Below are 25,676 nucleotides of genomic sequence, written 5' to 3'. Positions count from 1 at the left end.
CCTAGATGATGCCGAGTGAACGGCCGACACGCGCGAACGCATCGACGGCGCGATCGATTTGCTCCGGCGTATGCGCGGCGCTCATCTGCGTGCGGATGCGGGCGCGACCCTTGGGCACGACCGGAAACGAAAAGCCGATCACGTAGACACCTTCCTGCAGGAGTGCATCGGCCATGCGGGACGCAACCTGGGCGTCGCCGAGCATCACGGGGATGATCGGATGTTCGCCCGGCACGAGCGTAAAGCCGAGCGCGCTCATGGCGTTGCGAAAACGCGCGCCGTTGCTGCTTACACGCGAGCGCAACTCGGCGCCTTCGGCGCTGCCGAGCAGTTCGAGCACCTTGAGCGTGGCCGCGGCAATGCTCGGCGTGAGCGTGTTGGAAAACAGGTAGGGACGGGAGCGCTGGCGCAACAACTCGACAATCTCGCGGCGCGCGGCAACATAGCCACCCGATGCGCCGCCGAGCGCCTTGCCGAGCGTACCCGTGATGATGTCGATGCGCGAAAGCACGCCGCAATGTTCAGGCGTGCCACGCCCATGCTCGCCGATAAACCCCACCGCGTGCGAGTCATCGACCATCACGAGCGCGCCATAACGGTCCGCCAGATCGCAGATGCCGGCGAGATCGGCAATGATGCCGTCCATTGAAAACACGCCGTCGGTTGCGATCAGCTTGAAGCGCGCGCCGGCTGCGTCGGCTTCACGCAGCCTGGTTTCCAGATCGGCGAGATCGTTATTCTTGTAGCGGTAGCGCTTTGCCTTCGACAACCGCACGCCGTCGATAATGCTCGCGTGATTGAGTTCGTCGCTGATGATCGCGTCGGACTCGTCGAGCAAGGTCTCGAACAAGCCGCCATTGGCGTCGAAGCAACTCGAGTAAAGAATGCAGTCGTCCGTTTGCAAAAACGACGCCAGCGCCTGTTCGAGTTCCTTGTGAACGCTTTGTGTGCCGCAGATGAATCGCACCGAGGCCATGCCGAAACCATCGCGGTCGAGGCCTGCTTTCGCTGCTTCGATCAGGCGGGGATCATTGGCCAGGCCGAGATAATTGTTGGCGCAGAAGTTGAGCACTTCGTCGCCGGTGGCGAGCTGGATATCGGCTGATTGAGGACTGGATATGACGCGCTCGGACTTGTAGAAACCGTCTGCGCGGATTTGGTCGAGCGTATTGCGTGCATGTGCAATATACGGATCATGCATGGACTGGTCTCCTGTGTAATGCGAGGTCCGCTGGGCCACTTGTGATGGCTTTGCGTCCAATGGCGGTTTGTTGCGCTAGGCTTCTTGATCAGGCATCAGCTTAGCTGATTTGATCGTGATCCCGAACAGCATTTTGCGGCGGCCGAGCGCCTGAATGCGCCGGCAGAAAAATACGGCGGTGTTGGGCGACAGTATCTGGCACGGCTAGCCGCCCGCCCCCGACCTTAAACTGCCGCGATCATTCCCTGGCCCGCATCCTGGTCCGTCGCGATCGGCGATGCGTCGGCGCAAACCCGGTTACGCCCCGAGTCTTTCGCCCGATAAAGCTGCGCATCCGCCGCTCCGATCACGCTGTCCTCGGTCACGCGCGCTGTGCTGCGTGCACAATCCACGACCACCACGCCGAAGCTCGCGGTAGCACGTATCTCGCGTCCGTCCCATGCTTTCGACGCAGCCATTTCGAATGCCTGCCGGATGCGTTCTGCGAGCGCCGTGGCGCCGGCAATATCGGTTCGCGGCAACAGCAGGACGAATTCTTCTCCGCCATAGCGAATGACGCTGTCCACGTCATGGCGTGTGTGCGCGAGCAACAAGGCTGAAAATGTCCGGATGACTGCGTCGCCGGCGGGGTGGCCGTGACTGTCGTTGATCTGTTTGAACTGGTCGATGTCGCACAGGACCACCGCGAGTTTCGACCGGGTTTCGCGTGCTCGCTGGAGTTCCGCGTTGAACAGCACGTCGGTGAGGTAGCGCCGGTTGAAACAACTTGTCAGGTAGTCGCGAACCGACAGATTCCTGAGCAGCGCGTGCTGGCAGAACTCGTCGCGTGCGAGCCGGTTATGGCGGCGGGCAGTGACGTAGCCGAGGGCGTTGGTAAAAACGAGCAGCATGGACGAAGTCAGCAGCGACGACGGATCGAGCATGCGCGACGCCGAGGAAATGGCGATAAATGCAAACGTCGCCGCCACGCTGATCGCGAGAGCGTAGACCAGCTTGTTCGGAATGAAGTTGTAGGCGACGATCAACATGATGCACATGGACATCTCGTGAACCGACATTCCGCCCGACCGCAGCCACGTGATCAGCATGAAGACCGCGAAGCCGACGATTTCCACTACGCTCGCCGCCGCACGCAGCGCGGGGACGGAATTGCGCTGTGCGCTTGCGGCACGCAAACAGATTGCGCAGGTCAGTCCGACCAGGCAGCGCGCCAAGAACAGCAGGAAAGCCGCCCGGGAATAGCCAAGGGCGCCGACGTCGGTGATGGCGAAGGCGATATAGAAAAGGCTGCAGAAAACGAGCGTCCGCACGAGCGCAGTGTGGTGCGCGACGCGCTGATAACGCTGGAACTCGTGTTCCACCGACGCGTCTTCGAACTCCGACCATAGCCTGTCAAGTTTGAAATTCGTCCCGGCGTCAAACCGTGAAATTTCGGTCAGTTCTGCCATCTCTCGCCATTTTTTCGATGTCGCCGTTTGGGGCAACATGATAAGTCATTTTTATCGTGCGCAAGATAGCGCGCATTGCGATGCAATTATCAGTACGCGAGCGGCCCGATTGAAGGTTTTTATTAGAAGTCGGCCTAGCCGGAAAATAACCTATCTCAAAATACATTAAATTAACTCATGTGCAGCGCGTAAGCTGTCACATGAACAATAGCCTGCCGACCGATACGCTCATCTCTTGTGAAAACGAGCCGATTCAAGCCCCTGGGAGCATCCAGCCGCACGGGGCACTGATCTGTTTCGCCTCGGACGGCCGTATGCTGGCACGCAGCAGCACGGCTGAAACATGGCTGGGCACCTTGCCCGGAATTGGCGAGGCGCTGACTCCGCGCTATCTGAACGCCTCAGCACGCATTGCGATCGATGCCGCCCTTCAAGACCCCAGCCACGCCGGCGACAGCGTCGAGTGGGAAAGAAGTGACGGCATGCGATTTGACCTGGTCATGCATTGGTCCGACGATAACCTGATGGTCGAGTGGGAGCATATCGCCGACCAGACCGTCATGCTGGCACATTACGCAGCGCTCGCCCGGAGCACGATCCGGCGTTTGCAGGAGCGCAAGTACACATCGGTCAACGAAGTGCTGCAGGCCGCGGCGGACACCGTCAGGGTCATGACCGAATGCGACCGGGTGATGGCGTACCGGTTTCTCGCGGACGATAGTGGAGAGGTCATTGGCGAGTCGCGTCGGGAAGACCTGGTGTCGTACCTGTATCAGCGTTTTCCCTCCGGCGACATCCCCGCACAAGCGCGCCGGCTTTATGTGCTGAGTCCGATCCGGCAGATCTCCTCGGTCAACGCTGTCGCTGTGCCGATGGAACCCTTGTTGAATCTTGAAACGAATCGCCCTTACGATCTCAGCCACTCCGTCTTGCGCAGCGTGTCGCCGGCTCATATCGAATATCTGAAGAACATGGGCGTTGCTGCTTCAATGAGCATTTCCATTGTCATCAACGAGCGCCTGTGGGGCATGATCGCCTGCCACCATATGAGCGACCACCGCGTTCCTCATGCAATCCGGCTGTCGTGCATCTTGTTCATGGAAGTGGTGACCATCCTGCTTCAGCAACTCGAACTCGAACAACGCGTCACGGCCGAGCAAAGCGTGCGGGTCCTGGGTGCGGAAGTGGCCTTTGCGATGCGGCAAGCCGACGATCCCGTCGCAGGTCTGGTGGCCGCAGCAAGCGGCATTTCGGCAATGATCGGAAGCGATGCGGTGGCGATTGTCGTCGATGGCCAGACCGTGATGCTCGATGCACCCTGGCTCGTCGATAAAGCGGCGCTCCTTGGTATTGCGGAGCACATGCGCGAAGCGGGTTCCGACTTGATCGTCATTGAATCGCTCGCCGACACGCAGCCGCACCTGATCAGGCCAATGACACCAACGGGCGTTGCCGCGGGACTGCTTGCCATTCAAATGAACGGCGACGCGCGCATCACGATCATCTGGTTGCGCAACGAACTCGTGCAAACGATCAACTGGGCGGGTGCGCCGGACAAAGTGGTCTCGATGGGGCCGAACGGAGCGCGTCTCACGCCGCGCGCTTCGTTCGAATCGTGGAAACAGGTCGTGACCGGACGTTGCCGCGCCTGGACGGAGACCGACGTTTTCGCCGCGCGCGAACTCAAGTCTATTTTGCAGGACGTCGCGCTGCAGCGTTTGCGCGACGCGGATCGCTCCCGGATGATTTTGTTGGCCACGCTCGCTCACGATTTGCGCGATCCGCTGCAATCGGTGGATCTGGCGGTCCAGCTCATGCGCAGCGGTCTGGCAAGCGTGCAAGACGCGGCGCAGCGTGTGGAGGGATCGACACGGCGAATGCAATCGCTCATCACCTACATACTCGATGTCAGCCGCATCAGAGCGGGCATGGGCCTGATCCTCGAGCGCCGGAAAACGCCGCTGACCGAATCATTGAATGCGACGGTCAATCAGCTTCGCCAGACTTACCCGGGCATCACCATAGAATATGCATGTCCTGAACTGGGCGATGCCGAACTCGATGAAGACCGGTTTGCGCAAGCCCTCGGGAACCTGGTCAATAATGCGCGCCAGCATGGGGACATGAGCGAACCGATCCGGATTGCCGGGGCGCTGAATGGCGTCCTCAGAACGATTGCAATTCGCAACCGTTTGTTGCGCAAACAGACGGTGTCGTTTGCGCGACTGGTGGATCCCTTCAAGAGCGGTGCGCTTGCCAGTCCGAACAACAAGGGCGGAATGGGCCTTGGCCTCTACATTGCCAATGCCATCGTCAGAGGCCATGGTGCAACGCTCGATGCAGTCTTCACCGATAATGAAGCGTGTTTCACCGTGACGATTTAGCCTTGCAGGAGGACGGCGGCCCATGAATGACTTCATTTTGCCGCCGCAGGAAAATCGCGCGAAGCTCTGGCGCGAGCCGTCGTTGTTCAATACAGAGTTCCTGCGCGCGACCTATCCGACGCATACCTTCCCGCAGCATTCCCACGACGAATACGCGCTTGGTTTTATCGAACGTGGCGCGCAGATGTTTTCCGAAGGCCAGCGCGAGCGCACGGTCATGCCGGCCGGCACGATCTGCGTGATCAACCCGGGCCAGTTCCACGAGGGCGGCCCGGCGACCGAGGGCGGATGGGACTATCGGATGATCTATCTGCCGCGTTCGGCACTGGCGATCATCCTTGGTATTGAGGGAGCATTGCCGGAAAGTGCCTTACCGTATTTCAATGACCCTGTAATCGACGATCCCGCCTTGGTTCGCGTGATGCGGGCAGCGCATTCGTGCTCGGAATCACCGGACGTGTCGTGGCTGGAAAAAAGCACCCGGCTTACGCTGGCGCTTCGCCAGCTCGCGTCGCGCCACGGACAGGGCGAGCGGCCTGGCTTTCTGCCGGGCGCCGCGTCTGGTGCAGTCACGCGTGCGCGGGAATATATCGACAGTTGCATTGAAGCGAACCCCACACTCGATGAAATCGCCACTGCAGCCGGCCTGAGTTCCTTCCATTTGTTGCGTCAGTTCAAGCTTGCTGTCGGCTTGCCGCCCCACGCCTATCTGATGCAACGGCGCGTCGATCAGGCAAGGCGGTTGTTGCTCAAAGGTCACCCGCTTCGCGAAGTGGCGATCAGGGTCGGCTACGCAGACCAAGCCCATTTCAGCCGTGAATTCCGCCGCTTCTATGGCGTCTCGCCAAGCACCATCCGTTAAATAAACCGCAAGATTCTTCAAATCGCATCGTCAGCCTGCGTCCATGATGGGAATGCGGTTCAAGCCCGTATTTTCAATCACTAGCCGAGGTAACAAGATGCCGTTAGTCAGAGTCGATTTGTCCAGGGATGCATCCCCGGAAGTGGTCAGTGGCATCAGCGATGCCATCTACGAAGCCATGATCACCGTGGCGAACGTGCCCGTGCACGACAAGTTCCAGGTATTTTCGCGTCATGCCGCGAACGAAATCATTTACCCGAAAGAGGGATATCTCGGTGTGAGTTACACGCCGGAGATCGTGTTGATCCAGGTGACATGGAATGCAGGACGCAGCATTGAAGTGAAGAAAGCGTTTTATCTTGCGGTGGCGAATGGCATCCATGAAAGAACCGGCCTGCGAAAGGAAGACATCTGCATCAATCTGGTCGATGTCAACCGCGAGGACTGGTCGTACGGCAACGGAGAGATGCATTACGCACCGAAATAGCGGCCGATCTGGCCGCGAAAACCATTTCGGGCGGCGTCTTAAATCCGGGTTCAATCGAACAACCGGATCAACGATTGAAGGTGGTGTGACCATGAACCCCGCATATCCGGCATTCGCTTTATTGGGTTTGATATGGGGTACGAACTTTCTGTTCATGAAATGGGCAAGCGTGATGATCACGCCCGTGCAGATCGTAGCGTTGAGGGTGCTTTTCGGTTTCGTACCGCTGCTCGTATATGCGCTTTTGTCGCGATCCCTGAAATGGCGCCACGCCCGGCATGCCCACCATTTTGTCGTCATGTCCGTATTGGCCACGGTGGTGTACTACTATGCGTTCGCCAAGGGTGCATCGTTGCTGCCGTCGAGCGTGGCCGGCATGCTGAGCGGCGCCATACCGCTGTTCGCGTTCGTATGCGCCTGGGCCCTGCTTCGTGCTGAACGTCCGACAGGGCGCATGATCGCGGGCGTGGTCTGTGGATTTGCCGGTGTCCTGCTGATCGCCCGGCCATGGGCTGCATCTACTTCGGCCGTGAGCTTGCCGGGCGTGCTTTACATGATTGCGGGCTCGATGAGCGTAGGGTGTTCATTTGTCTATGCGCGCAGGTTTATATCGAAACTTGACATATCCCCGGTCGCGCTTTCCACCTATCAGATCGGGCTGGCACTGGCCATCATTGTGTGCGTAACGGATTTTCGCGGCGTCGCTCGAATCGCAGATGACCTGCGGGCGTTGACCGGCCTCGTCCTCGGCTTGGGACTGCTCGGGACGGGCGCGGCATATATTCTTTATTACTTCATCGTAAGGAGGCTGGGTGCGATCGCCGCGTCAGGCGTCACCTACATTCCGCCGGTCATCGCACTTCTAATGGGCGTGTGGTTCGCACATGAATCCATCAGGCCCCTCGATCTGGTCGCGATGTCGTGCGTCCTCGGCGGAGTCTATCTTTTGCAGACAGGACGGCGCGTGCCTGCAGTCGCTCGCGTGATCAAGGAAGTTTGACTGGCCGGGAGACCCTGCTGCTTCAATCGGGCATGCCGTCATGCTCGCCGAGCGTTCTCGTGGGCCAGTCCACCCAGCGATCCGGGCGCGCACGTTCGTAAGCTTCGTTAAGCGGATAACGTATGCGGTTGTCGTCGCGCGGACGCTCGCCTATCACCATCAGCCTGACTTCCTCTTTTGTGTTGTTGATAAACGTGTGGCAGATCCCGGTCCCTGCCGGGAATGCAACAGAATCGCCTTCTGCAATGGCGTGCAGCACGCCGTCGATCCAGACATCCGGCTTGCCTTCGAGCACGTACACAAACTCCTGCTCCGTACTTTCAGCGTGCGGATATGACGTCCGCCGTCCCGGCAGGAGTCTTACATGATGAATGCCAATACGCGTGATGCCGAGTGCATCGGAAAGGGGCGCGTCGAGCGCCATGCGTTCCGTGTCACCGCGATACACGTGCGCCTCGGCTTCTTCCAGTTCGGTCCAGTGTTTGATGAATTCAGGTCGGCTCATTCTTTGTTTTTCCTGTGGGGGAAGAATGATGATACCGGTTGAGGAGCAAGCGGAGTGGGGCAATCAGCGCATTGCTTCCTGTTCACGTACGTTGGTTTAGCCAGGCTCAGCTACCATGATTTCGTACGTATATAGCGTACACGCTATATACGCAGTTTTATCGAGGCGCTTGTCGGCCAACCAGTCCATCGAGGTTTTCCCGATAAATGTGCACGTGCAGCAAACTATCACCAAAAAATGGCACTTGTGCACCAAAAAAACAATACGAAAACTTCTTGGAAAAAAATAATGTGTACGCTAGAGTTAGTCCATCAACTTAGAGCACTAAGTAAATCTCGACGTGGTCCTGAGGCAGGTGCTTCGAGTTCTGAAAAACATATTTAAAAGACAAGGCCACCAAATCGGCCCAATCGAGTGGGCAATGACAAGCCCGTTCCAGGCAATATGTTTAGGCATACATACGAAGCTGGAAGCAGTTTTCCTGCACATTTTTTTTGTTCGATCTTTTTACAAAACTCTGGAGATGGCAATGTACGACGTATTCCAAACCGACCGACTGATCGATACGTGGCTGGCAGAAGACATCGGATACTGCGACCTGACCGCTCAGGTCATGATCGAGGCGAATGAAACGGGCGCTTTCTACATGAACGCCCGCGAGGACCTGATCGTGTCAGGCATCGACGTGGCGGCCCGTGTGTTCAAGCGCTATGACCCCACGCTGGAAGTGGCGGTGCGTGTCAGCGACGGCGACCGGCTTAAAAAGGGCGCTGTCATGCTCGATGTGCGCGGCAACGCGAGGAGCGTACTGACGGCGGAACGTACGGCGCTCAACATCGTGCAGCGTATGTCGGGTATCGCCAACCTCACGGCGGAATACGTGAAAGCGGTGGAAGGCACGCGCGCTCGCCTCATCGATACGCGCAAGACCACCCCGGGGCTTCGCATGCTGGAGAAGCATGCCGTCACGTGCGGCGGCGGCCTGAATCATCGGCTTGGACTCGACAATGGCGTGATGATCAAGGACAACCACATTGCTGTATGCGGTGGCATTGCGAAAGCTGTGCAACGGGCGCGCCGTCAACTGCCTGTGCTGACGAAGCTCGAAGTGGAATGCGACCGGCTGGAACAGGTTCAGGAAGCGCTCGATGCCGGCGTGGACGTCATCATGCTGGACAACATGTCGGTGCAGGAGATGTCGAAGGCTGTGGAACTCGTCGGTGGCCGAACGAAACTGGAAGCATCCGGTGGCATCAACCTCACGACCATCGGCGAAATTGCGAAGACGGGCGTGGACTATATTTCCACCAGCAAGATCAACCAGGCTTCCTTGTGTGTGGACATCGGTCTGGACGAAGCGGAGTAATCGCGCCATGTCCGACGGAATCTTCTTTTTTGTTGTGGGCCCGAGTGGCGCCGGCAAGGACTCGCTTATCGATGCGGTGCGTGGTGCAGACCGTCCGTTCGAGATTGCACGAAGGGTCATCACCCGGGCTCACGGTTCGCCGGGAGAAGACCACGAAGCGCTCAGCGAAGCCGAGTTTTCCGCGCTGGAACGTCAGGGCGGATTCCTGATTACGTGGTCCGCGCATGGCTTGAAATACGGTTTGCGCCGCGAATTGCTCGGTGTCCTGGCGCATGGCCGCCACGTCATTGCCAACGGATCTCGCGCGATGGTCGAGGCGCTTCGCGCTTGTGTTCCGAATCTGGTCGTCATCGAGGTGAGTGCACCGGTTTCCGTGCTCGCCGAGCGCATTCTCGCCCGGGGCCGGGAAACGCCGGAAGAGGTCCGGCAACGCGTGATGCGCAAGGTCGAACCTTTCCCGGCGGACGTCGAAGTCGTCAGGGTATCGAACGATGGAACGCTGGAGCAGGGCATCGAACGTTTCATCATGGCGCTTGATCGCGCGACGCAACCGCCTGCGCGGAGCATGGCCGCGATGAAAGCCAAGCTTGCCGGCGATGCGCTCAATGAAACCCAATACGGCGCGGTGCTCGATGACATTCTCGCGTTGCGCTATTCCGATCGCGATATCAACGCCTTTCTTCTGCAGGCATCTCAGCATCTGAGCGACCCTGAAGTGTTGGCTCTTGCAAAGGTGCGCGCACGGCTGTCACCCCGCATCGAATGGAATGAACCCATGCTCGTTGACAAGCATTCAATGGGCGGCATTCCCGGCAGCCGCATCACGCTGATTGTCGTACCGATCGTCACGGCGTTCGGCCTCGCGATGCCGAAGACGTCGTCACGTGCGATCACGTCGGCAGCAGGCACCGCGGACGCAATGGAGACTGTCGCCCGAGTCGACCTCACTCGGGCGGACGTGCAGCGGTGCGTACAGGAGGCGCGTGGCTGCATTGCATGGAACGGACGCCTGAATCATTCAATGATCGATGACCGGATCAACGCATTCACCCGGCCGTTGGGACTCGATTCGAACCGCTGGTCGGTCGCATCCATCCTGTCGAAGAAATGGTCGGCTGGCTCCACGCATGTGATCATCGATTTGCCTTACGGCCCGCGTGCCAAGCTGAAAGATGAAGCCGAGGCCCGCGCGTTAGGCCAGCTTTTCGAATACGTCGGCACAGGCCTGGGCATGCACGTCAAGGCCATGGTGACCGATGGCCGGGGGCCAGTCGGGCGCGGCGTGGGACCTGCGCTGGAAGTGCGCGACGTCAGACTGGTGCTGACCAACGCGGCAGATGCGCCCGCCGACCTGCGGGAAAAGGCGCTGCTGTTTGCCGCGGAGATTCTCGCCTGGGCACCGGGCGTGGAAACAGTGGTGCAGGGGCGGGAAGTGGCTGAGTCCCTTCTTGCTTCGGGACAAGCGCTGGCGTCGTTTGAACGCATTATCGATGCACAAGGTCGCCGGGCACATCCGGTCTCGCCCGGCAAACGCGTGCGCCAGATCGTGGCGCAGCGCAGCGGCGTCGTTACGAGTGTCGACGGGTGGGCGATTGCAGGCGTGGCGCGCGCAGCGGGCGCGCCGGACGACCTGAGCGCCGGCGTGGACTTGCTCGTGTCTGTCGGACAGACCGTGGAAGTCGGCGATCCACTGTTCCAGATCCACGGTGATGACGCCGAACACGTGTCCGCTGCGGCCCAGTCCGCCAATAGCCTTTCTACGCACGTTATTTCCGCGGAACGGCTCGCTCGCTCCGTCAGCATTTCTGCATGATCCCTCGAATATTGGGGACGTGAATCCAGTTTCTTTTGGTTTCCTATAATCCGTGTGACCGTTATCACCTGGAGTGATTAAATGCCAAACAAGATCGGCAAGTTGCGGTGGGGGATTGTTTCGATGCTGGTCGCTCCCATCACCTTCGTGATGACGCTGGATCGGGCGGCCATGACGATTGCGGCGCCTACCATTCAGAAAGAGCTGGGCCTCTCGCTGGTCGAGATGTCGGTCATCCTGACTGTGTATTTCTGGGCCTACGCTCTGGGGCAGGTTCCTGCGGGTCGTCTGGCCGAGCGGCATGGTTCACGCAAGGTTCTGGCGGGAACGAGCGCGCTGTGGTCTTTCATGATGATCCTGACGCCGCTGGGAACGGGGTTCAACTGGCTCGTCGGTTGCCGGGCCTTGCTTGGCGGAGCGCAGTCCGCTGACTGGTCGAGCGGCGTGCTTGCAGTGAAGCGCTGGTTTCCGAAGAGTGAACGCGCAAAGGGGAATTCCTTTCTTCTTGGCGGCCTGTACCTCGGGCCGATCGTCTCCGCGCCGCTTACCGCGTGGATGATCCTGCAATTCGGCTGGCACTCTGTCTTCTATGTGTTCGGCGCAATAGGCATCCTGCTTGGCGTTGCATGGTGGTTTGGTTATCGCGATGTTCCCGCAAAACATCCTTTGATCGGTACTGAGGAGGCGGCTTACATTGCGGCGGGGCAAACGGAATCCGAAGTCGCGACGAAGGGCGTATTTTTGAAGTGCCTGAAGCATCCTCGTTTCTGGCTGTTCGGCATCCAGTACTTTCTGCTGGTCTTGATCCAGAGCTTTTATACGACCTGGCTGCCTACATACCTGATGCGTGCACGAGGACTGTCGCTCAAGTCGATGGGGTTCGCTGCATCGCTGCCATGGATTGCGGTATTCGTGGCGGTGTTTGCAGCGGGTATCGTTTGCGACAAGATATTGAAGCGAACTCAATCGGTGTGGGCGGCACGTGTGCCGGTTGCAATGGCGGGCTTCCTTGTCAGCGCGGTGACGCTGTGCCTCGCATCATTCGCTGTCAACATTGCTGCGGTCATCGGGTTCTTGTGTTTGTCGTTTGCTGCGGTGGGATTCGTGCAGGTCGTCGTGTGGTCCGCCACGCAGGACCTGGGCCGGAGCTTCACGGGTGTGATGTCGGGCTGGACCAACCTATGGGGCGCTGCGTCGAACGTGGCGGGGCCCATGAGCGTTGCGCTCATGGTCAAGCTGACGGGAAACTGGGCGAGCGCTCTGGTCGTCATCGCGTTGGCGGCGGGGCTGGGGACCGTGCTCTGGTTGTTCGTTCATCCGGAGAAACCGTTGTTCGATGCGCCTCCGGCAGAGCTGGCGCCATCGACGAGCAAGGGGCTTTCATCGGCGATAAGTGCCGAGGCTTCGGAAGAAGTCCCTTCATGATGGTTGGTAACGCAGGGCTCACAACTTCGGCCAGACCACCTCGAGCTCGAGCGCGATCGAACGAGCCAGCCCTTCCAGATCCGGGAACAACGACGCGTTAGTGATGTTCATCCGGTACAGCGAGCGCATTCCCTCGTCTCGCACCGAGAACGGGATGACGATCTTCCGGACCAGATCGTCGTCACTCGCGTAATGATCGAAGATCTTGTCGAGCGGTTCGTGCAGCAGGCCCGGCACCATGAACGTTCCCGCTTGAGCAATCAGCCGCCGGTCCATCTCGGTCGGCTCGCCAAACCAGATGATCGGGTTGGTATCGGGAAGAAAATACTTTTCGAAGTTCCCTGCTCTGCGGGGATCGATCATGTCGCGCGTGAGATCGGGCGCCGTTTTCGGTATTGCGCGGTCAGTGTAGAGAGCAGGCGTATTCACTGCGTAGACGGCGGACTCGCCAATGGCGCGTTCCAGTGCGAAGAACGCTGCTACGTAGGGAGATTTGGTGAAATCGAGCAGCCTTGTCGGCGCGCCATGATGCTGCATCAATCCAAGGCATCGAAGGTCATCTGACAGCACGCGTGCATCGGCAATGTAAGTATGCGCCTTGCGCCGGAAGATGCGTATTGCCCGCTGTTCCTGTACACGCCAGTTGGATGCGTTGTGAACGAACGAGGACAGGTAGCGTGCGAGCGAACTCTGCAATAACCAGTTGGCGTCCTGCTGGCCTCGAAACGCCCAGCCGTCGAGTTCCAGACTCAGGTCGGTGAACTCTTGCCAACTGGAGACCTTGATCGTTTCCAATTTTATCGATTCCTTTGAGTTGCGATTCGGGAGGCGCTGCAGAAGCTATTGTAGGTACGGAAGATTGCGGGGAGCTGACTAGTGGATGTAGCCATGCCGGCTCAAGGTAAGCGTAGCACGCAAGTCAGCGTACCAAACTCTTTCGAAACACGGGCTTCGACGTACGGGTTATGCGTCTGCCGGCTTGCACCGGCTTAAGATCAATCAGCGCGTGGTGCATGGTAGGTGCTGGAAAGCTTGGCGACATTGGTCGAGTTTGCCAAAGCATGGTGAAATCACGCCTAACGTAATTTTGCCACCGAAGGCCGATCGATCACATGCCTGTGCCAAGTGACTTCTCCAACCCCATCGAGCTTGTGGACCCGGATCTCGTGCCTCGACCGGTTGTGACCTTCAGTGCCGGCGGTTCGGTTCGCGTCGATGTCAGTCGTCACGAAACGGCTTTTCATTGTCACTCCAGGGGCGAATTGCTTGCGCTGCACCGTGGCGTACTCACGTGCGAGATGGAAGGCGGCCTGTGGCACGGGGTCTTCGGTCCAGCAGGTTGCGGACGACCTCGGTTATGAGAGCGCCGGCAGCTTCGTCGCCATGCTTCGCAAGGCGTTCGGCACCTCGCCAGGACGCTATGCGGCGCAACTGCACATACAGCGCGCTTGCGGTGCGAGTCGCAATTTCATTCGCTCGCTGCCGCTCGACCCCGGCATTTCCAACCTCTTGATGTTTCCAATCCAATGCCCGCTCGACGCCTCACTCGCTTGTTGACGATCGCTGCGGCATTATGCGCGGGTCCGCTTGGGGCAGAACCTCTGCATTTACAGGAGTACCTCGCAATGCATGGGCGCGCCGCAGATGAACACATCCCATACGGTCCGGCTCCGTCGCAATTCGTGGAGCTATTTCGCGCCCCTGGCAGCGGTCCGTTTCCTGTCGTTGTGCTGCTTCATGGTGGCTGTTGGGCGCATCAGTATGGCGGCTTGCGGCAGATCGCGCCTCTCGCCAGTGCGCTCGCGGAGAAGGGATGGATGGTGTGGAACATCGAGTATCGCGGCATCGACGAAGCGGGTGGCGGCTTCCCCGGGACGTATCTCGACGTTGCGCAGGGGCTGCAAAAACTTTCGGACGAAGCGGCGCGCTTGAACATCGACCTTTCCCGAATGGTCGTGGTCGGACATTCAGCGGGCGCGCAGCTTGCGCTATGGGCTGCTGCAAGAAATCGCATTGCCCCGGACAGTCCGCTTCATTCGGCCAACCGGATCCATCTGCCAACTGTGATCGGGCTTGGCGTGCTGCCTGATCTTGGAGATGCAGACGGTATCAAGCGAGCATGCGGCGCAAACGCCGCGGTGCTGACCGGTAAGCCGCAACCCGGCCGCACGGATGTATTCGCCGACACCTCGCCGCAAAGCATGCTGCCCATCGGCTCCACGATGATCCTGATCAACGGCGAGCTGGACACCGTAGCGCCGCCCGCGCTCGCGACGCACTTCGCGAATGAAGCGCGCCGCGCGGGCGATGACATTCGTCATCTCGTGGTTCCCGATGCAAGCCACTACGACGAAGTCTCGATTGATTCGCCCGTCTGGCCGGTGCTACTTAAGACAATCGAGTCTGCAACCAGAGCTGGTGTCGACTGATTGCATGATTCGAAACGGACCTTGAACCCATGAACAGTCCGGAATTCGTCGATGAGGTATTGACTACTGTGGCTGACATACAGCGCGGACCAACACTGTGTGCGGGCAGGGACGGGGCTCGAAGCGATACAATCGTCTGCGTTTTTCCCGGCTATCGCCTAAAGTTGCAATCAAAACGCCTTTGTTGTCAGGAGCCAAATCGTGAATGTCTTGCTTGTTGATGACAACCGCGCATCTGCGGATGCCCTCGCAGCCCTTGCGTCGACCATGGGGCACGAAGCCACCACCGCATATGACGGCCATGACGCAGTGGAACTTGCGCGCGGCACCACTTTCGATCTGATCCTGCTGGATCTTCGCCTGGGTGATGCAGACGGCAGGGAAGTGTGCGCCGCGATCCGGCGTGAGGGTTTGTCCCGACATTCGCGAATCATCGCGATGACAGGGCATGTCGGATTGGAACAGGAGGTGAGCCTGGGCGACTTCAATGGGTACGCCCTCAAGCCTCTTGAGTTTGACCGGCTGGAAGACCTCCTGACCTCCTAGCGGATGGCTTTGAAACCAGGTCAAGGTTCGCTGGCCCCTACAGCTAACCATCAGTCTTTCAGCAATAGCGTCCCGGGACGGCTCGATTCCCCACCCTTGGCGTGGAGCGGGCTTCGTTGCAGACATCCCTGTCTGCACATGGCAGGCTAGGGTGTCGTTTGCGAAGTGCCTTTCGCTGGCGCGCTGCCGTTATCGTGGCCGTTCATGCCAGTTCCCTTCTTATGAGCCCGCGCCGGTGCCGAGCCCGTCCCGGTCCCCATGCCGCCTCCGACAGAGGTTGTTCCATCTGGTCTCGCTCCTGCGCTCTTTTGGCCTCCGTTCGAACCTCCTCCAGATCCACCACCGCCGCCGGACCCACCGCCTGATTGTGCGTAGATGGCCGACGCCATGGCGAGGCTCACGGTGGAAAAGACAATTGCCATTATTTTCCGTTTCATTGCGTAACCACCTTTTGGTCGATTGATTAGCCAACAGAGATCGTTCGAGAGCGCCTGTGCGATCAGACGGGGCGCGCAATTTAACCGCTCGTCTCCAAACGCGCGAGACGCGTCGAGCGGCAGGAACCCCTCCGCATTTTTAGTGCCCACGTGGGGTTAAGGGAAAAAGAGACCGACGTTCCCATTCACGAACGCGCAGGCAATAGAGATGCGGCGGTACCGATACTGTCGCTGCTACCTCAGCCACCAGCAAACGGCGCGAATAATGGGGTACGGACAGGCGAAATCCCGCTCCCCTAAAAAGAATTAGCCTTTTCCCGCTGATTTGTGTTCCCCTGAGGCAGCACCGACTGCGCGGGGAGTACGCGTGGTCGCTGGTTGCGCAGCGCCGCTGCATGACTGCCGAACAGGAGAATTGCAGAAATGAATCGCAGTATTGTAGAAGGCCTGCTGGCGGAACACGGGGAAGGAAAGTTCGTTTTAAGCCATCGCATACATGGTAACGACTTCGAAGTGATGGTTTCACTGCTGCAAAATTCAGGAAATACGTTCGTGCGGAATTACTGCGCGAGAGCCCCCATTCTCAGCGGAATCAACGGACTTGGCGATGCCGCAGCGCAAACCTTTGGCGCTGCGCACGCCACGATCAAGGAAGATCTGCTCAACAAACCCGCAGGCGTGTCTCTGTTTGAGCATGTCAGCGATCCGGCCAAACGACGCGGGTTTATTCGCCCGTTCGATTAAAGCGGATCGCGCAACGTTGATTGAATGAACCCAGCCGGGGCGCACGCCCGCTTGCTGGCTGGATTCTGCGCCCGTTTCGGATGCCATGCGCCAGGCTTCCTTGATCTCTACCCCATCCGGCGCCCACATCGGGGATGACGCCTCTTGCGTCGTGGTTCATATGGGATTTCCTTGGCACTTCGTTCTCCGACGATAGCCAAGCGCCTTCGCGCGTCCTGCCGAAAGCTGTCACGCACGCAACATGGACATCGATGGACTTATTCCGCTCCAAATCAACGCGCAAACCCAATTTGCTTCTGGCCACCTACGCAAAATGGAAAACGCAATCCCGGGCGTTGCCGCCAGAGCCCGCGTTGCGCGCCGAGCTTTTCAGCGCGGACCAGATGGAACTGCACGGGTCGCATCTGGCGGGCTTGCACCGCTTGAGTACCGGGTCAGGGTCAGACCACCTGCTGCCGCGGCTCACCAATAACGAAGCGGCGCTGCTGAACGCCTACGAACGACTCACGAAAGCAACGCTCGGCAGCTACCGCGTCACGCCTGCTGCCGAGTGGCTGCTCGACAACTACTATCTGATCGCAGAACAGATCCGCATTGCGCGTCACCATCTTCCCAAAGGATACAGCCGCGAACTGCCGCGCCTTGCAAACGGGCCATCGAGCGAATTGCCGCGCGTCTACAGCATCGCGCTGGAGACCATTTCACACGGCGACGGACGGGTCAACAACGAAAGCCTGTCTCGCTTCATCGCTGCATATCAGACGGTGACACCGCTCACGCTCGGCGAGTTGTGGGCCATCCCGATCATGTTGCGCCTGGCGTTGATCGAAAATCTGCGGCGTGTTGCGAGCCGTGTGACGACCGACCTGGACGACCGCAACCTGGCAGGGCAGTGGGCGGACCGCATGACCGAGACGGCCGGACGCGATCCCAAGAGCGTGGTGTTGACGGTCGCCGACATGGCGCGCTCCAGGCCGCCGGTGGCAAGCTCCTTCGTGGCCGAACTTGCGCGGCGCCTGCAGGGTCAGAGCGCGACCCTGGCGTTGCCGCTGACATGGATCGAACAGTTGCTCGCGGAGTCGGGCCTGAGCATCGACCGCATGGTGCAGATGGAAGCGCAGCAGCAGGCGGCCGACCAGGTGTCGATCAGCAACAGCATCAGCAGCCTGCGCTTGCTTTCGTCCACCGACTGGCGCGATTTCGTCGAGAGTGCAAGTCTTGTCGAGCAAGTCCTGCGGGAAGATCCAGCCGACGTCTATCGGGCGATGGACTTCGCCACGCGCGACCGCTACCGGCATAGCGTTGAACGGCTCGCACGTGCGAGCAAGCGTCCGGAAGAGATCGTGGCGCGTGCCGCGATCAACCTCTCCCGCGATGCCGTGAAGGCGACGCCTGTCCGCGGTGTCGCACACCACGTTGGGTTTTATCTGTTGCGCGATGGCGTTGCGTTGCTCGAACGGCATCTGGAAGCGAAGGTCAGTGCAATCGAGGTGTGGCGTCGCATCCTGCGGCTGGCGCCCCTGCCAATCTACCTGACGCTCGCCGCGCTGATCACCTTCGCGTTCGCGTGGCCGTTCCTTGATGCTGCGCATCGTCACGGCTGGCACAGCGGCCTGATTGCGCTCCTCGCCGTGCCCGCGCTGCTCATGGCGAGCCGCCTTGCGATCGATCTGGTCAACTGGTCCGTCACGCTGACGGTCCAGCCCGACTGGTTGCCGCGCCTCGATTTCACCAAGGGCATCCCGGCGCAAATGCGCACGCTGGTCGTGATTCCATCGTTGATCGGCAGCGCAGAGGACATCGAGGACCTGGCGGAAGGGCTCGAAGTGCGGTTCCTCGCGAATCGCGATCCGCATCTGCATTTCGGCTTGCTGTCCGATTTCATGGATGCGGCCACCGAGCACCTGGACCAGGATGCCAGCCTCATGCTCCGCGCGCAGTTCGCCATTGAAGCGTTGAACGAAAAATATCGCGACACGGAAGGCGACCGGTTCTTCCTGTTTCATCGGCCGCGACGCTGGAACGCTGTAGAAAAAGTCTGGATGGCGCATGAGAGAAAGCGCGGCAAGATCGCTGAACTCGATGCGCTGCTGCGAGGCGAGGGACGAGACCGGTTCTCGCTGATCGTGGGGAACATCGTGGCGTTGCCCCGCGTGCGCTACGTGATCACGCTCGATACGGACACCCAGCTTCCGCGCGATGCAGCCCGCCAGTTCATCGGCGCAATTTCGCATCCGCTCAATGCAGCAGTCTACGACGCGCACAAGAAACGGGTCACATCCGGCCACGCGATCCTCCAGCCGCGCGTAAGCGTCAGTCTGACGAGCACGGCACGCTCGACATACGCGCGGCTGTTCGGCGGCGATGCCGGTATCGATCCGTACACGCGGGCAGCGTCCGACGTGTATCAGGATCTGTTCCGAGAAGGGTCGTTCATTGGCAAGGGGATCTACGAAGTCGATGCGTTCGAGCAGGCAGTAGAGGGGCGTTTTCCCGATAACCGCATCCTCAGTCACGACCTGGTGGAGGGCTGCTATGCGCGCGCCGCCTTGCTGAGCGACGTGCATCTCTACGAGGAATATCCGTCGCGTTACAGCTCGGACGTCAACCGTCGGCATCGATGGATTCGCGGCGACTGGCAACTGCTGCCCTGGATCTTCCCTTGGGCGCCGACACAGGATGGCGGCCTCGCGCGCAATCCGCTTTCGCTGCTGTCCCGCTGGAAACTGTTCGACAACCTGCGCCGCAGCGCCGCGCCGGCCGCCTTGCTGGCCATGTTGCTGACCGGCTGGATCAGCGGCTGGCAGCCGGCCGTCTGGACCATCGCGATCGTCGCGCTGAGTCTGGGAATGCCGCTGAGCGCCAGCCTGATCGAATTGCTCCAGAAACCGCACGACATGCCGTTGCGCCGGCATATCGCGTTGACCACGCAATCAGCAGGTCGTCACCTCGCGCGGGCGCTGCTTGGGCTAGCGTGGCTGCCACACGAAGCGCTGTACAGCATGGACGCGATTGTCCGCACGCTTTGGCGGGTCGGTTACAGCCACAGGAAGATGCTGCAATGGAATGCTTCGCGCGAGGTGGAGCGGGCCGCAACGAACGACCCGAGGGCGCTCTACAGGCAGATGGCGATCGGCCCGCTGCTTGGGGCAGCGTCGATAGTACTGTTCATCCGGACACCGGAAACGCTGGCGGCCGTATTGCCGTTTGCGCTGGCGTGGCTCGTATCTCCGTTGCTTGCATGGTGGATCAGCCGGCCACCTGTTCAGACCGAGAGCGCTTTTGCTGCCGGCGAAACGCAGTTCCTGCGCGCGTTGGCCAGGAAAACGTGGGCTTTCTTCGACGAGTATGTCCGCGCCGACGACCACTGGCTGCCGCCCGACAACATCCAGGAAATGCCGACCACCGGCGCGATGGTCATCGCGCGCCGCACGTCGCCGACCAACATGGGGATGGGCCTGCTTGCGCATCTGGCCGCGTTCGATTTCGGGTATCTGAGCGCGGGACGCATGCTCGCTAGAGTCGGGGAGACGCTTGCGACCATGGACGGCCTCGAGCGTTATCGCAATCATTTCCTGAACTGGTACGACACGAGTACGCTGGAGGCGCTTGGACCGCGCTATGTCTCGACGGTCGACAGCGGCAACCTCGCAGGCCATTTGATGACCTTGAGCCGCGGCTTGCTGCAACTGGCCGACGAACCGGCGTTCGACCGGCGCGTGTTCCCGGGTCTCGCCGATACCCTCGATGCCTATCGCGCAGCAGCCCACGCTGCAGAGTTCGATCTCGACGCATTCCTGCCGCTCTCGGGTCTTCTGGGCGCAGCGTCGGCAACGCCGCCGCGCACGCTTAGCGAAGCAGTTGCGGTCATGCGCCAGGTATCGGTCCTGACGGACACGCTCGTTCACGATATCAAGGGCGGCGCCGACAGCGATCTCGCTTTCTGGTCGCGGGCGCTCAAGGCGCAATGTCTCGACATCGCGCATGAACTCGATCTCTTCGACCTGAGGGCCGCGCCGGATTCAAGTGCAGCCCTGCCGACCATCCGCCAACTCGCTCGACTTGATATGAGCGCGTGGCATGACCCGTCGGACACGCGCGTTGTTGAAGTACGGAACGCGGCGGTCGACCGTATTGCGCAAGCTGAACGCCTGGCACAACTGGCGGGCGAGCTTGCCACGATGGACTTCAAGTTCCTCTACGACCGCAGCCGCGAACTCTTGAGCATTGGATACAACGTGGACGAACGGCGTCTCGATGCCGGCTTCTACGATCTGCTTGCATCTGAAGCACGATTGACGAATTTTGTTGCCATCGCGCAGGGCCAGTTGCCGCAAGAAAGCTGGTTCACATTAGGACGCTTGCTGACGAGTACCGGCGGTGTTCCCGTGTTGCTGTCGTGGACCGGTTCGATGTTCGAGTACTTGATGCCGATGCTCGTCATGCCCACATACGACGGCACGCTGCTCGACCAGACCTGCCGCGCAGCGGTCGCCCGGCAGATCGAATACGGTCATCAGCTCGGCGTGCCGTGGGGCGTGTCGGAATCCGGCTACAACGTGCTCGACGCGCAGTTCAATTACCAGTACCGCGCGTTCGGCGTGCCCGGGCTCGGGCTCAAGCGTGGACTTGGCGACGACGTGGTCATTGCGCCTTACGCGACCGCACTCGCGTTGATGGTGGCGCCTGACGCCGCATGCCGCAACTTGCAGCGTCTCACCGCAACCGGCGCGGCCGGCCGATTCGGTCTGTACGAAGCCATCGATCACACCCAGGCTCGCGTGCCTCGCGGCCAGAGCTCTGTCGTGATCCAGTCGTACATGGCGCATCATCAGGGCATGAGCCTGCTGTCGCTGGCAAGCGTCCTGCTGGGGCAACCCATGCAGCGGCGTTTTGAATCAGACCCGCAGTTCAAGGCGACCACGTTGTTGTTGCAGGAACGCATCCCGAAGACCGCGACGGAATACCTGCCGACGCCCGGGCTGCCTTCCGAGGATTCCGCCGCGCTGATTGCCGAAACCAAGTTGCGGATCTTCACGGACCCCGACCGGCCGAGACCTTCCGTGCAATTGTTGTCGAACGGCCGGTATCACGTGATGGTCAGCAGCGCGGGCGGCGGTTACAGCCGCTGCGGCGATCTGTCGGTCACGAGGTGGCGCGAGGACATGACCTCCGACAACTGGGGCATGTTCTGTTATCTGCGCGACGTTGCAAGCGGCGAATTCTGGTCGAGCGCGCATCAGCCAACGCTTCGGCATCCTGATCTTTACGAAGCCATTTTCTCCGATGCACGCGCCGAATTCCGTGTGCGCGAACGTGATTTCGATTCTCATACCGAGATCGTGGTTTCGCCTGAAGACGATATCGAACTGCGGCGTGTTCGCATCACCAATCGCGCGCGGGTCCGGCGGACCATCGAACTGACGAGCTATGGCGAAGTCGTGCTTGCACCGGCGATTGCCGACGCGGCGCACCGCGCGTTCAGCAACCTGTTTGTCCAGACAGAGCTGCTTGAGCCGCTGCAGGCGATCCTCTGCACGCGGCGCGCCCGGTCGAGCAAGGAAGTGGTGCCCTGGATGTGCCACTTGCTGGCGGCGCATGGCGTTGATATCGATGCCATTTCGTACGAGACCGATCGTGCCCGTTTCATCGGCCGGGGACGCAACGTGGCGCATCCCGCTGCGATGGACGACGGTTCCGACACCCAGGGCCGGCTCTCCAACAGCGCGGGGTCGGTGCTCGATCCGGTCGTCTCCATTCGTTGCAGGATCACGCTCAATCCGGGGCAGTCGGCGACCATCGACTTCGTGACCGGTATGAGCGACAGCCGCGACGGGTGCCTGCACCTCATCAACAAGTATCGCGACCGTCAGCTTGCAGACCGTGTGTTCGACCTCGCGTGGACGCATAGCCAGGTGTCGCTCAGGCAGATGAACGCAACGGTCTCCGATGCCCGGCTTTACGAGCAAATGGCGGCATCGATCATCTATGCGAACGCTTCGTTGCGCGCAGAATCCGGCGTGTTGAGCGCGAATCGTCGCAATCAGTCGGGACTGTGGGGCCAGTCGATATCGGGCGACTTGCCTATCGTTCTGCTGCAGATCACCGATATGGCGAACATCGAACTGGTCCGGCAGATGGTGCAGGCGCACGCGTACTGGAGGCTGAAGGGTCTGGCTGTCGACCTCGTGATCTGGAACGAAGACCATGCCGGGTACAGGCAGGATCTCCAGGACCTGATCATGGGTCTGATCGCTTCCGGCACGGAAGCCAACCTGATCGACCGCCCGGGGGGAATCTTCGTTCGACCTGCCCAGCAATTGTCACGGGAAGACCGTGATCTGATGCAGGCGGTCGCCCGCATTATCGTGAGCGACACGCGAGGAAGCCTTGCCGAGCAAGTCGAGCGGCGGCGTCCTGAAACAAGCGAAGCGCCGTTCGAGCCGACGCCGGGGTATGCCGAGGAACCCTCGCTGGAAAGGCATCCTGCCGAAAAGCCGCGCGCGCTGATTTTGCAAAACCCCTATGGCGGTTTTTCGGAAGACGGCGCCGAGTACATCATCAGATTGCAGCCTGGGCAAGCGACACCCGCGCCGTGGTCCAACGTGCTGGCGAATCCGGGATTCGGGTCGGTCGTCTCGGAGAGCGGGGGCGCCTATACATGGAGCGAGAACGCACACGAGTTCAGGCTGACGCCATGGATCAACGACCCTGTCAGCGACAGTAGCGGCGAGGCATTTTATTTGCGCGACGAGGAGACCGGTCACCACTGGTCGCCCACGCCGCTGCCCCGGCGCGGCAGCGGCACATACACCACGCGTCACGGATTTGGATACAGCGTCTTCGAGCATGAGGAAGAGGGCATCCGGTCCGAGTTATGGGTGTACGTCGCGTTGCACGCATCGATCAAGTTTTCGGTGCTCAAGATCCGCAATGTCTCCGGTCGTGCGCGACGCCTTTCTGCGACCGGCTATGTGGAGTGGACGCTCGGAGACCTGCGCGAGAAATCCGCCATGCACATCGTCACCGAAGCCGATCCGCTGACGGGGACGCTCTTTGCTCGCAACGACTATTCGATGGAATTCGGCGGTCGCGTCGGGTTCTTCGCCGTCGACGAAGGGGTGTCGAGTTTCACGTGCGATCGCCGCGAGTTTATCGGCCGCAATGGCAGCCTTCGTGCGCCAGCGGCCATGCGGCACGCCCGATTGTCCGGACGTGCGGGCGCCGGGCTCGATCCCTGCGCGGCACTGAAAGCGGACTTCGATATCGCCGATGGCGACAGTCATGAAATAGTTTTCCAGATGGGCGCGGCACACGATGCGCAGTCGGTGGAGGGTCTTGCGAAGGCGTTTCGCGGGGCGGCAGCAGCGGCCAGCGCGCTCCATGAAGTGCGTGAGCACTGGCGGGCGACGCTTGGACGGGTGCAGGTGAAGACACCCGAGCCGGCGGTGGACGTGCTTGTGAACGGCTGGCTCATGTATCAGGTCATCGCTTGCCGGTTCTGGGCTCGCAGCGGCTATTACCAGTCGGGCGGCGCATTTGGATTCAGGGATCAGTTGCAGGACTCCATGGCGATGATTCACGCCACACCGCAGCTCACCCGCGCGCATTTGCTGTTATGCGCCGCGCACCAGTTCCCGGAGGGTGACGTGCAGCACTGGTGGCATCCGCCGCTTGGACGCGGCGTGCGCACCGAATGCTCGGACGACTACTTGTGGCTCGCCGTTGCGACCAGCCGGTATGTCGCGATTACAGGCGACCGCAGCGTGCTCGACGAACGCGTCGGATACATAGAAGGACGCGCAGTCCACGTCGGCGAGGATTCTTACTACGACTTGCCGGGAACTTCGCCGCTGGTCGAAACGCTCTACGCGCATTGCGTTCGCGCGATCGAGCATGGAATGACGAAGGGCGCTCACGGGCTCCCGTTGATAGGCAGTGGCGACTGGAACGACGGCATGAACCTGGTAGGCGCACAGGGCCGGGGTGAAAGCGTGTGGCTTGGCTTTTTCCTCTACGACGTACTGCTCAAGTTCGCCGACACCGCGCTCATGCATGGCGATGCCGGGTTCGCAACCCGCTGCCGGAGCCAGGCAGTCCTATTGCGCGATCACCTGGAACTGCATGGCTGGGACGGCGATTGGTACAGAAGAGCGTATTTCGACGATGGCACTCCACTCGGATCTGCCGCCAATGACGAATGCAAGATAGATTCGATTGCGCAAAGCTGGTCGGTGTTGTCCGGCGCGGGGTCTGCCGACCGGCAGCGCGAGGCAATGGCGTCGCTCGATCGTTATCTGGTGAAGCGCGACGCCGGGCTGATCCAGCTTCTGGCACCGCCGTTCGACCGTTCGGCGCTCGATCCCGGATATATCAAGGGTTATGCGCCCGGCGTGCGTGAAAATGGCGGCCAGTACACGCATGCAGCAATATGGGCGACGATGGCTTTCGCCACGCTGGGTGACAGCGAGCGCGCCTGGGAATTGCTGCGCATGATCAACCCCGTCCTTCATGGCAGAGGTGGCCCCGCGATCACGCAGTACAAGGTCGAACCGTATGTGATGACAGCCGATGTCTATGGCGTCAGTCCCCACGAAGGCCGAGGCGGGTGGAGCTGGTACACGGGCTCGGCGGCCTGGATGTACCGGCTGGTGGTGGAATCGTTGCTTGGTTTGAGCGTGATCGGTGATCGCTTGAGCGTCGCACCGCTCTTGCCGGCGAACTGGCGTTCCTTCGAGATGACTTATCGGTACGGGGATACGCCGTTCCGCATAACGGTCAATGAGGCTGCGATCGATAGCGCGAAGCACGCCATTCTTGATGGTGTGCCACAGCAAGGCGGTGAGGTGATATTGGTCGATGACGGCCGGGAGCACACGGTCGAAATGGGGTTTCCACGGGCGGCGCAAGGATCGGCGCCTATCGTCGTCCTGGAAGATTCGTGACGTTGCATCTCGCTGATTGCGGCGGCACAAGCCGGCACCATGCGGATGGCGCAGAATAGCGCGGCAGGCGAGTGCAACGGTGTC

16 protein-coding genes are annotated in these 25,676 nt (G+C 60.3%); 12 read left to right on the top strand and 4 right to left on the bottom strand.

The features are described 5' to 3' along the window. Position 1 precedes the first annotated feature (1 nt). Both AX768_RS26390 and AX768_RS26385 read right to left on the bottom strand, forming a co-directional pair. Positions 2 to 1,201 (bottom strand): glycine C-acetyltransferase, encoded by a 1,200-nt coding sequence (locus tag AX768_RS26390; protein WP_062003032.1) that lies wholly within the window; start codon positions 1,199 to 1,201, stop codon positions 2 to 4. Between the two features lie 224 nt (positions 1,202 to 1,425). Beyond that, the gene (locus AX768_RS26385; protein ID WP_062003031.1) at positions 1,426 to 2,649 is read right to left on the bottom strand and encodes a GGDEF domain-containing protein; all 1,224 of its coding nucleotides are present in this window, start codon (positions 2,647 to 2,649) and stop codon (positions 1,426 to 1,428) included. Positions 2,650 to 2,849: 200 nt separating this feature from the next. Here AX768_RS26385 and AX768_RS26380 point away from each other — a divergent pair, with 200 nt between their 5' ends. The 4 genes from AX768_RS26380 (at position 2,850) to AX768_RS26365 (ending at position 7,382) form a co-directional block, all read left to right on the top strand. Further along, complete coding sequence (locus AX768_RS26380) at positions 2,850 to 5,033, top strand: GAF domain-containing protein (RefSeq protein ID WP_062003030.1); 2,184 nt, start codon at positions 2,850 to 2,852, stop codon at positions 5,031 to 5,033. Positions 5,034 to 5,055: 22 nt separating this feature from the next. Further along, positions 5,056 to 5,895 (top strand): AraC family transcriptional regulator, encoded by an 840-nt coding sequence (locus tag AX768_RS26375; protein ID WP_062003029.1) that lies wholly within the window; start codon positions 5,056 to 5,058, stop codon positions 5,893 to 5,895. Between the two features lie 97 nt (positions 5,896 to 5,992). Further along, positions 5,993 to 6,382, top strand: coding sequence for a tautomerase family protein (locus AX768_RS26370; protein WP_062003028.1), 390 nt, complete (start codon positions 5,993 to 5,995; stop codon positions 6,380 to 6,382). 91 nt (positions 6,383 to 6,473) lie between these two features. After that, positions 6,474 to 7,382: a DMT family transporter gene (locus AX768_RS26365; protein ID WP_062003027.1), complete on the top strand. Its 909-nt coding sequence runs from the start codon at positions 6,474 to 6,476 to the stop codon at positions 7,380 to 7,382. Positions 7,383 to 7,404: 22 nt separating this feature from the next. Here the strand turns inward: AX768_RS26365 and AX768_RS26360 are convergent, their stop codons facing one another. Then, entirely contained in the window at positions 7,405 to 7,887 is a 483-nt protein-coding gene (locus tag AX768_RS26360) for a cupin domain-containing protein (RefSeq protein ID WP_062003026.1), read from the bottom strand. A 529-nt stretch (positions 7,888 to 8,416) separates the two neighbouring features. Between AX768_RS26360 and nadC the strand changes: the two genes are divergently transcribed. From nadC to AX768_RS26345, 3 genes are all read left to right on the top strand, one after another. Beyond that, entirely contained in the window at positions 8,417 to 9,253 is an 837-nt protein-coding gene (gene nadC, locus AX768_RS26355; RefSeq protein WP_062003691.1) for a carboxylating nicotinate-nucleotide diphosphorylase, read from the top strand. 7 nt (positions 9,254 to 9,260) lie between these two features. Further along, complete coding sequence (gene phnN, locus AX768_RS26350) at positions 9,261 to 11,066, top strand: phosphonate metabolism protein/1,5-bisphosphokinase (PRPP-forming) PhnN (protein WP_062003025.1); 1,806 nt, start codon at positions 9,261 to 9,263, stop codon at positions 11,064 to 11,066. 81 nt (positions 11,067 to 11,147) lie between these two features. Further along, positions 11,148 to 12,491 (top strand): MFS transporter, encoded by a 1,344-nt coding sequence (locus AX768_RS26345; RefSeq protein ID WP_062003024.1) that lies wholly within the window; start codon positions 11,148 to 11,150, stop codon positions 12,489 to 12,491. A gap of 18 nt (positions 12,492 to 12,509) precedes the next feature. On the opposite strand, the gene AX768_RS26340 is transcribed toward AX768_RS26345, so the two are convergent. Then, positions 12,510 to 13,286, bottom strand: coding sequence for an FRG domain-containing protein (locus AX768_RS26340; RefSeq protein ID WP_062003023.1), 777 nt, complete (start codon positions 13,284 to 13,286; stop codon positions 12,510 to 12,512). Positions 13,287 to 13,706: 420 nt separating this feature from the next. Between AX768_RS26340 and AX768_RS26335 the strand changes: the two genes are divergently transcribed. The 5 genes from AX768_RS26335 (at position 13,707) to AX768_RS26315 (ending at position 25,592) form a co-directional block, all read left to right on the top strand. Next, complete coding sequence (locus tag AX768_RS26335; RefSeq protein ID WP_082779097.1) at positions 13,707 to 14,048, top strand: helix-turn-helix domain-containing protein; 342 nt, start codon at positions 13,707 to 13,709, stop codon at positions 14,046 to 14,048. A 68-nt stretch (positions 14,049 to 14,116) separates the two neighbouring features. Further along, positions 14,117 to 14,920 carry an alpha/beta hydrolase gene (locus AX768_RS26330; protein WP_062003021.1) on the top strand — a complete coding sequence of 268 codons (804 nt, stop codon included), beginning with the start codon at positions 14,117 to 14,119 and terminating at the stop codon, positions 14,918 to 14,920. A gap of 201 nt (positions 14,921 to 15,121) precedes the next feature. After that, a complete protein-coding gene (locus AX768_RS26325) occupies positions 15,122 to 15,466 on the top strand; it encodes a response regulator (protein ID WP_062003020.1) in 345 nt (114 codons plus the stop codon). A gap of 860 nt (positions 15,467 to 16,326) precedes the next feature. Beyond that, on the top strand, positions 16,327 to 16,647 hold the full coding sequence (locus tag AX768_RS26320) for a hypothetical protein (RefSeq protein WP_062003019.1): 321 nt from the start codon (positions 16,327 to 16,329) through the stop codon (positions 16,645 to 16,647). Positions 16,648 to 16,898: 251 nt separating this feature from the next. Then, complete coding sequence (locus AX768_RS26315; RefSeq protein ID WP_062003690.1) at positions 16,899 to 25,592, top strand: GH36-type glycosyl hydrolase domain-containing protein; 8,694 nt, start codon at positions 16,899 to 16,901, stop codon at positions 25,590 to 25,592. Positions 25,593 to 25,676: the final 84 nt, after the last annotated feature.

The sequence above is a fragment of the Burkholderia sp. PAMC 28687 genome, from assembly GCF_001577465.1.
Taxonomy (GTDB): Bacteria; Pseudomonadota; Gammaproteobacteria; order Burkholderiales; family Burkholderiaceae; genus Caballeronia.
The sequence above is the reverse complement of the archived record's forward strand: the minus strand, read 5'-3'. Positions and strand labels throughout refer to the sequence as shown.

Coding starts and splice junctions, on each gene's coding strand:
- AX768_RS26365 (WP_062003027.1), top strand. CDS start 6,474: ATGAACCCCGCATATCCGGCATTCGCTTTATTGGGTTTGATATGGGGT.
- AX768_RS26320 (WP_062003019.1), top strand. CDS start 16,327: ATGAATCGCAGTATTGTAGAAGGCCTGCTGGCGGAACACGGGGAAGGA.
- nadC (WP_062003691.1), top strand. CDS start 8,417: ATGTACGACGTATTCCAAACCGACCGACTGATCGATACGTGGCTGGCA.
- AX768_RS26385 (WP_062003031.1), bottom strand. CDS start 2,649: ATGGCAGAACTGACCGAAATTTCACGGTTTGACGCCGGGACGAATTTC.
- AX768_RS26370 (WP_062003028.1), top strand. CDS start 5,993: ATGCCGTTAGTCAGAGTCGATTTGTCCAGGGATGCATCCCCGGAAGTG.
- AX768_RS26375 (WP_062003029.1), top strand. CDS start 5,056: ATGAATGACTTCATTTTGCCGCCGCAGGAAAATCGCGCGAAGCTCTGG.
- phnN (WP_062003025.1), top strand. CDS start 9,261: ATGTCCGACGGAATCTTCTTTTTTGTTGTGGGCCCGAGTGGCGCCGGC.
- AX768_RS26390 (WP_062003032.1), bottom strand. CDS start 1,201: ATGCATGATCCGTATATTGCACATGCACGCAATACGCTCGACCAAATC.
- AX768_RS26345 (WP_062003024.1), top strand. CDS start 11,148: ATGCCAAACAAGATCGGCAAGTTGCGGTGGGGGATTGTTTCGATGCTG.
- AX768_RS26330 (WP_062003021.1), top strand. CDS start 14,117: ATGCATGGGCGCGCCGCAGATGAACACATCCCATACGGTCCGGCTCCG.
- AX768_RS26380 (WP_062003030.1), top strand. CDS start 2,850: ATGAACAATAGCCTGCCGACCGATACGCTCATCTCTTGTGAAAACGAG.
- AX768_RS26360 (WP_062003026.1), bottom strand. CDS start 7,887: ATGAGCCGACCTGAATTCATCAAACACTGGACCGAACTGGAAGAAGCC.
- AX768_RS26315 (WP_062003690.1), top strand. CDS start 16,899: ATGGACTTATTCCGCTCCAAATCAACGCGCAAACCCAATTTGCTTCTG.
- AX768_RS26335 (WP_082779097.1), top strand. CDS start 13,707: ATGTCAGTCGTCACGAAACGGCTTTTCATTGTCACTCCAGGGGCGAAT.